The sequence below is a fragment of the Tenacibaculum jejuense genome, assembly GCF_900198195.1.
In the GTDB taxonomy this organism is placed as follows: domain Bacteria; phylum Bacteroidota; class Bacteroidia; order Flavobacteriales; family Flavobacteriaceae; genus Polaribacter; species Polaribacter jejuensis.
The window spans coordinates 3,798,508-3,805,000 of sequence record NZ_LT899436.1; the positions used below are offsets into that span (position 1 = coordinate 3,798,508).

Sequence of the window (6,493 nt, forward strand, 5' to 3'; positions counted from 1 at the left end):
TATAATTAATTTATTATTTAGAATATAATTCTACGATTAACTGCTCCTTAATGTTTTCAGGAATCTGTAATCTTTCTGGTGCCTTTACAAAAGTTCCAGATTTTTGTTCTGCGTTCCAAGTTAACCACTCGTATACAGCGCTATTTGAAGCTAATGCATTTTCGATAGCATCTAAAGATTTAGATTTCTCTCTTACTGCAACAACATCTCCAGCTTTTAATCTGTAAGAAGGAATATTTACAATATTTCCATTTACAGTAATATGACGGTGAGATACTAATTGACGAGCTCCTCTACGAGAATTAGAAATTCCTAAACGGTAAACAGTATTATCTAAACGAGATTCACATAATTGTAATAAAACCTCACCTGTAATACCACCAGAAGCTTGAGCTTTTTTGAATAAGTTACGGAATTGACGCTCTAAGATACCATAAGTATACTTAGCTTTTTGCTTTTCCATTAACTGAACTGCATATTCTGATTTCTTTCCTCTACGTTTAGCATTACCATGTTGCCCTGGAGGATAGTTTCTTTTTTCGAAGTTTTTATCGTCTCCGAATATCGCTTCACCGAATTTACGAGCGATTTTAGTTTTTGGTCCTGTATATCTTGCCATTTCTTAAAATTTAAGTAGGGATTGTGAATTAAGGCGCACTCCTTCGACAATCAAATTTCCTACTTTGTTAAAATATAATTATACTCTTCTTCTTTTAGGTGGACGACATCCATTGTGTGGAATTGGAGTTACATCAATGATTTCTGTAACCTCGATACCCGAATTATGGATGGATCTGATAGCTGATTCTCTACCATTACCTGGTCCTTTAACATACACTTTTACTTTGCGTAAACCTGCTTCTTTAGCAACTTCAGCACAGTTCTCAGCAGCTAACTGAGCTGCATAAGGTGTATTTTTCTTAGACCCTCTAAACCCCATCTTACCTGCAGAAGACCATGAAATTACATCTCCCTTTTTGTTTGTTAAAGAGATGATAATGTTATTGAACGATGCAGTGATATGAGCCTCACCTGTAGACTCAATTACTACTTTACGTTTCTTAGTTACTTTAGATTTTGCCATGATTCTTTACTAGTTTAGTAAAAATAATCTAATGATTATTTTTTCTTGTTTGCTACAGTTTTTCTCTTACCTTTTCTAGTACGAGAGTTGTTCTTAGTTCTTTGTCCTCTTAAAGGTAATCCTAATCTGTGACGGATTCCTCTTTGACAACCGATATCCATTAAACGTTTGATGTTTAATTGAACCTCAGAACGTAATTCACCCTCAATAGTGTACTTTCCTACTTGCTCACGAATAGCTGCAATTTGATCATCGTTCCAATCTTGAACTTTAATGCTTTCGTCTATTTTTGCTTCAGCTAAAACTTCTTTAGCTCTGCTTTTTCCTATACCAAAGATGTATGTTAAAGCGATTACACCTCTCTTATTCTTTGGAATATCAATACCTGCGATTCTTGCCATAACTAACCTTGTCTTTGTTTAAATCTAGGATTCTTTTTGTTAATTACATATAGTCTGCCTTTTCTGCGTACAATTTTACAGTCGGCACTTCTTTTCTTTAATGATGCTCTTACTTTCATCAGTGTGTTTTTTTAATATCTGTAAGTAATTCTTGCCTTAGTTAAATCATAAGGACTCATTTCTAACTTCACCTTATCTCCAGGTAAAAGTTTGATGTAATGCATACGCATTTTCCCTGAAATGTGTGCTGTAACAATATGTCCATTTTCTAATTCTACACGGAACATTGCATTTGATAATGCTTCCGTAATCGTTCCGTCTTGTTGAATTGCTGGTTGCTTAGCCATAATTACTTTAATGATTTTCTATTAGTATTACCTGTTTTCATTAAACCGTCATAACGACTGTTTAATAAGTATGAATTAATTTGCTGAATAGTATCTATTGCAACACCTACCATAATTATTAATGAAGTACCTCCATAAAATAACGCCCAGTTTTGAGTAATTCCAAACTTAGTTGCTATAGCCGGTAAAATTGATAAACCTGCTAAAAACAAAGACCCTGGAAAAGTAATTCTTGATAAAACTGAATCTAAATGATTCGCTGTTTCTTCTCCAGGCTTGTATCCTGGTACAAAACCGTTACTTCTCTTTAAGTCTTCCGCCATTTTATTAGTTGGTATAGTTATCGCTGTGTAGAAATAACTGAATATTATAATTAATAAAGCAAAAATTACGTTGTACCATAATCCATTAATATCAGCTAAACTTGCTAAAGTTGGATATTTCTGACCTAAAGTCATTGGTAAAAACATAATTGCTTGTGCGAAGATGATTGGCATTACACCTGCAGCATTTAACTTTAAAGGAATATATTGTCTAGCTCCCTCAACGTCTTTAATGTCTGCTATAGCTGTTCTTCTAGCATATTGAACAGCAATCTTACGAACTGCTGTTACAAGTAATACAGTTAATAATATTACAACAAACCACACTAATACTTCAATTAAAATCATCATTATACCACCACCTCCAGCGTTAGTAGTTTTAGCAATAAACTCTTGCATAAAAGCTGCTGGGAAATTAGCGATAATACCTACAGTAATTAAAAGAGAGATACCATTACCTACTCCTTTATCTGTAATTCTTTCACCTAACCACATCGCAAAAATTGTTCCTGCAGTTAGTAAAATCATTGATGAAACCCAAAAAGTAGCACCACCAACTAAGAAAGCAGATTCTGGTAATCCAAATTGAGTTTTAATTGCCGTAATGTATGTTGGTCCTTGAACTAAAGTAATTAGTATTGTTAACCAACGAGTAATTTGTGTAATTTTTTTACGTCCACTTTCTCCATCTTTTTGTAATTTTTGTAAATAAGGAACAGCTATCCCCATTAATTGAACTACAATAGATGCAGAAATATAAGGCATAATACCAAGCGCCATTACAGATGCTCTAGCAAATGCTCCTCCTGTAAATGCATTTAATAAACCTAAGAGTCCACCTCCTGCTTGATCTTTTAAAGCTGCTAACTGAGTTGGATCAATTCCTGGTAAAGGAACTGCAGCCATAAATCGATATACAGCGATTAAACCTATAGTTAAAAGTAACTTATCTTTTAACTCTTCAATCTTAAAAATGTCTCTTAAAGTGTTTATAAACTTCATCTTTTAACAGGGATTATAAAGTTACTGCTTCACCACCAGCTGCTTCGATAGCCGCTTTTGCTGTTGCAGTAAATTTGTGTACAGTAATATTTAATTTAGCTTTTAATTCACCACGTCCTAAAATCTTTACAAGATCATTTTTACGTGCTAATCTATTTTGAACTAAAACATCCATAGTTACTGTATCAGTAATTCTACCGTTATCTACTAACTCTTGTAATCTATCTAAGTTAACTCCAACATACTCCTTACGGTTAATGTTAGTAAATCCAAACTTAGGTACACGTCTTTGAAGTGGCATTTGCCCTCCTTCAAATCCGATTTTACGAGAGTATCCAGAACGAGATTTAGCTCCTTTATGTCCTCTTGTAGAGGTACCACCATGTCCAGATCCTTCTCCACGAGCGATTCTCTTTCCACTCTTAGTTGATCCAGCTGCTGGTTTTAAGTTATGTAAACCCATTTTAATTATCTTCTTATTTAATTTCTTCTACAGAAACTAAGTGTTGAACTTTATTAACCATTCCTAGTATTGTAGCAGACGCATCGTGCTCTACAGTATGATTAATTCTTTTTAATCCTAACGCCTCTAACGTTCTTTTTTGATTTTTAAGGCGACCTATTTGACTTTTCACTTGTGTAACTCTAATCTTACTCATCGTCTTAATTTTTAACCGTTAAAAACTTTATCTAAAGAAATACCTCTTTGTCTAGCTACAGTCTCTGCACTACGTAATTGTAATAAAGCATCAAAAGTTGCTTTTACAACATTGTGAGGGTTTGATGAACCTTGAGACTTAGATAGTACATCATGTACTCCTACAGATTCTAATACTGCACGAACTGCACCACCTGCAATAACCCCGGTACCATTTGAAGCTGGCTTAATAAAAACCTTTGCTCCTCCAAATTTACCTTTTTGTTCGTGAGGTAATGTTCCATTTAAAAGTGGAATACGAACTAAGTTCTTTTTTGCATCTTCCACTGCCTTAGCTATTGCTGAAGAAACATCTTTAGACTTACCTAATCCATGTCCTACAACACCTTTACCATCACCAACTACTACGATAGCAGAGAAACCGAATGCTCTACCTCCTTTAGTAACTTTAGTAACACGCTGTACTCCTACTAATCTATCAACAAGCTCTAATCCGCTTGGTTTTACTCTTTCTGCGTTTTTATATCCTAACATAATATAATTTCTTAAAATTTTAAACCAGCTTCTCTTGCAGCATCAGCTAATACCTTCACACGTCCATGGTATAAGTAACCATTTCTATCGAAAGCAATAGATTCGATTCCTGCTTTTACAGCTTTTTCAGCGATTGCTTTTCCTACTGCAGCAGCAGATTCTGCTTTAGAACCAGATGCAATTTCTTTATCTCTAGATGAAGCAGATGCTAATGTAACACCGTCTACATCATTAATTATTTGAGCATAGATTTCTTTATTACTTCTGAAAACTGATAACCTTGGTTTAACAGCTGTTCCTGTAATATCTTTTCTTATTCTATACTTTATACGTTGTCTTCTTTCAAGTTTTGATAATGCCATAACACTAATATTATGCAGATTTACCTGCTTTTCTTCTAATTACTTCACCAACAAACTTAACTCCTTTACCTTTATATGGTTCTGGCTTACGGAAAGAACGAATCTTTGCTGCTACCTGTCCCACTAATTGCTTATCGTGAGAAGTTAATTTTACGATTGGGTTTTTACCTTTTTCAGATATAGTCTCAACCTTTACCTCTGGTGCTAACTCTAAAACAATGTTATGAGAAAATCCTAGAGCTAAATCTAACTTTTGTCCTTGATTTGATGCTCTATAACCTACTCCTACTAACTCTAATTCCTTAGTATAACCTTTACTTACACCTTCAACCATATTACTGATTAAAGCTCGGTATAAACCGTGTGCAGCTTTGTGTTCTTTACTATCTGATGGTCTCTCTACTGTTAAAGTTCCATCTTCGATCTTTAAAGTAATATCAGAAGTTAACTTTTGATTTAACTCTCCTAATTTACCTTTTACTGTAACCACGTTATCGTTTACTTTAACTTCAACACCTTGTGGTAATGTGATTGGGCTTTTACCTATTCTACTCATCTTACAAAATGTTTAAATTAGTAAACGTAACAAAGTACTTCTCCACCAACATTCTCTTGACGTGCTTTCTTGTTTGTCATCACACCTTTAGAAGTTGATACGATTGCAATACCTAGTCCATTTAAAACTCTTGGCATTTCTTTTGCACCTACATACCTACGTAAACCAGGTGTAGATACTCTCTGAATTTTTCTAATAACCGGCTCTTTTGTTAAACGATCATACTTTAAAGCTATCTTGATAGATCCTTGAACAGAATCATCATTGAACTGATAACTTAAAATGTAACCTTGATCGAACAAAATCTTGGTCATTTCCTTCTTCAATTTAGAAGCAGGAACTTCAACAACTCTGTGACCTGCTAGAATAGCATTTCTCACTCGAGTTAGAAAATCCGCGATTGGATCTGTATACATATTGATTTAATTTGTGGTTTTGGTTTTTAATAATTTCTATTGTCCCTACGAAAAACGTAATTACTAAACCTGAAACCAGTTAAAAATTATTTAATTAAGTAATTACAAGACATGATTTACCCTGTAAAAACAGTGTGCAAATATACATAAAGTTTTGTAAAAAAAAAGAGAAATTTTAATTATCAGTTTGACTATTAATTTATTGCTGTTTGAGAAGATAAATATTATAAGATTTTTATGTCTTAAATAACCGACTTACACCATACAACGCAAACATTTGATTAACACAAAATTACATTTAACTAAAAAGAATAACTGAAAACTTAATATTAAAAAAGGGAATTATCATGATATAAACTTACAGGTATTTAACCTAAATTTTACTCTTAATCGTCCAAGCATAAGTTATAAGTGTAAGAGTTTACAATAGTTTTTAAGCTCTTTTATTATTTTATATGATACTTACTTAAGAAAAGTTCTAAAGGAGCTAAGACATCCTTTTAGAGTTTTGTTTATTATGTTTTGGTGAGTATTGGGTGAGGGGTATTGATATAAACAAAAAACTCCGATTAGAGTATTCTAATCGGAGTTTTGTATAAAGAAAGGCGACGACCTACTCTCCCACCAGTGGCAGTACCATCGGCGCTAATGGGCTTAACTTCTCTGTTCGGAATGGTAAGAGGTGAGCCCCATTGCTATAATCACCTTAAGTTGTTTCAGTATATTTCAACTGTATAAGTTAACATATTAGTAAAATGGTATTTTAAATCATCAAAAGAGTTGTCTTCCCCTCACTTGGAGGGGAAGTAC

Annotated in this window: 12 protein-coding genes and 1 rRNA gene; all 13 read right to left on the reverse strand. The window is 33.7% G+C overall.

Features of this window, described 5'->3' with window-relative positions; translation table 11 throughout:
• Nucleotides 1–13 precede the first annotated feature (13 nt).
• The 13 genes from rpsD to rrf all read right to left on the reverse strand — a co-directional run bounded on the left by rpsD (nucleotide 14) and on the right by rrf (nucleotide 6,392).
• On the reverse strand, nucleotides 14–619 hold the full coding sequence (rpsD, locus tag AQ1685_RS16615; RefSeq protein ID WP_095074004.1) for a 30S ribosomal protein S4: 606 nt from the start codon (nucleotides 617–619) through the stop codon (nucleotides 14–16).
• Between the two features lie 78 nt (nucleotides 620–697).
• A complete protein-coding gene (rpsK, locus tag AQ1685_RS16620; RefSeq protein WP_095074006.1) occupies nucleotides 698–1,084 on the reverse strand; it encodes a 30S ribosomal protein S11 in 387 nt (128 codons plus the stop codon).
• 35 nt (nucleotides 1,085–1,119) lie between these two features.
• Entirely contained in the window at nucleotides 1,120–1,485 is a 366-nt protein-coding gene (gene rpsM / locus AQ1685_RS16625) for a 30S ribosomal protein S13 (protein WP_095074007.1), read from the reverse strand.
• Between the two features lie 2 nt (nucleotides 1,486–1,487).
• A complete protein-coding gene (gene ykgO / locus AQ1685_RS16630) occupies nucleotides 1,488–1,604 on the reverse strand; it encodes a type B 50S ribosomal protein L36 (RefSeq protein ID WP_010181906.1) in 117 nt (38 codons plus the stop codon).
• Between the two features lie 12 nt (nucleotides 1,605–1,616).
• Nucleotides 1,617–1,832, reverse strand: a complete 216-nt coding sequence (infA, locus tag AQ1685_RS16635; RefSeq protein WP_068206835.1) for a translation initiation factor IF-1 — start codon at nucleotides 1,830–1,832, stop codon at nucleotides 1,617–1,619.
• Nucleotides 1,833–1,834: 2 nt separating this feature from the next.
• Nucleotides 1,835–3,157, reverse strand: a complete 1,323-nt coding sequence (secY, locus tag AQ1685_RS16640; protein WP_095074009.1) for a preprotein translocase subunit SecY — start codon at nucleotides 3,155–3,157, stop codon at nucleotides 1,835–1,837.
• A gap of 13 nt (nucleotides 3,158–3,170) precedes the next feature.
• Nucleotides 3,171–3,620: a 50S ribosomal protein L15 gene (gene rplO, locus AQ1685_RS16645; protein ID WP_095074010.1), complete on the reverse strand. Its 450-nt coding sequence runs from the start codon at nucleotides 3,618–3,620 to the stop codon at nucleotides 3,171–3,173.
• Nucleotides 3,621–3,633: 13 nt separating this feature from the next.
• Nucleotides 3,634–3,816, reverse strand: coding sequence for a 50S ribosomal protein L30 (gene rpmD / locus AQ1685_RS16650; RefSeq protein WP_095074011.1), 183 nt, complete (start codon nucleotides 3,814–3,816; stop codon nucleotides 3,634–3,636).
• Nucleotides 3,817–3,827: 11 nt separating this feature from the next.
• Nucleotides 3,828–4,349: a 30S ribosomal protein S5 gene (gene rpsE / locus AQ1685_RS16655; protein WP_394341865.1), complete on the reverse strand. Its 522-nt coding sequence runs from the start codon at nucleotides 4,347–4,349 to the stop codon at nucleotides 3,828–3,830.
• An 11-nt stretch (nucleotides 4,350–4,360) separates the two neighbouring features.
• Nucleotides 4,361–4,711: a 50S ribosomal protein L18 gene (gene rplR / locus AQ1685_RS16660; protein WP_095074014.1), complete on the reverse strand. Its 351-nt coding sequence runs from the start codon at nucleotides 4,709–4,711 to the stop codon at nucleotides 4,361–4,363.
• Nucleotides 4,712–4,721: 10 nt separating this feature from the next.
• Entirely contained in the window at nucleotides 4,722–5,267 is a 546-nt protein-coding gene (gene rplF, locus AQ1685_RS16665) for a 50S ribosomal protein L6 (RefSeq protein WP_095074015.1), read from the reverse strand.
• Between the two features lie 17 nt (nucleotides 5,268–5,284).
• Nucleotides 5,285–5,683 (reverse strand): 30S ribosomal protein S8, encoded by a 399-nt coding sequence (gene rpsH / locus AQ1685_RS16670; RefSeq protein ID WP_095074017.1) that lies wholly within the window; start codon nucleotides 5,681–5,683, stop codon nucleotides 5,285–5,287.
• Between the two features lie 600 nt (nucleotides 5,684–6,283).
• Nucleotides 6,284–6,392: ribosomal RNA gene (gene rrf, locus AQ1685_RS16675) — 5S ribosomal RNA — on the reverse strand.
• Nucleotides 6,393–6,493: the final 101 nt, after the last annotated feature.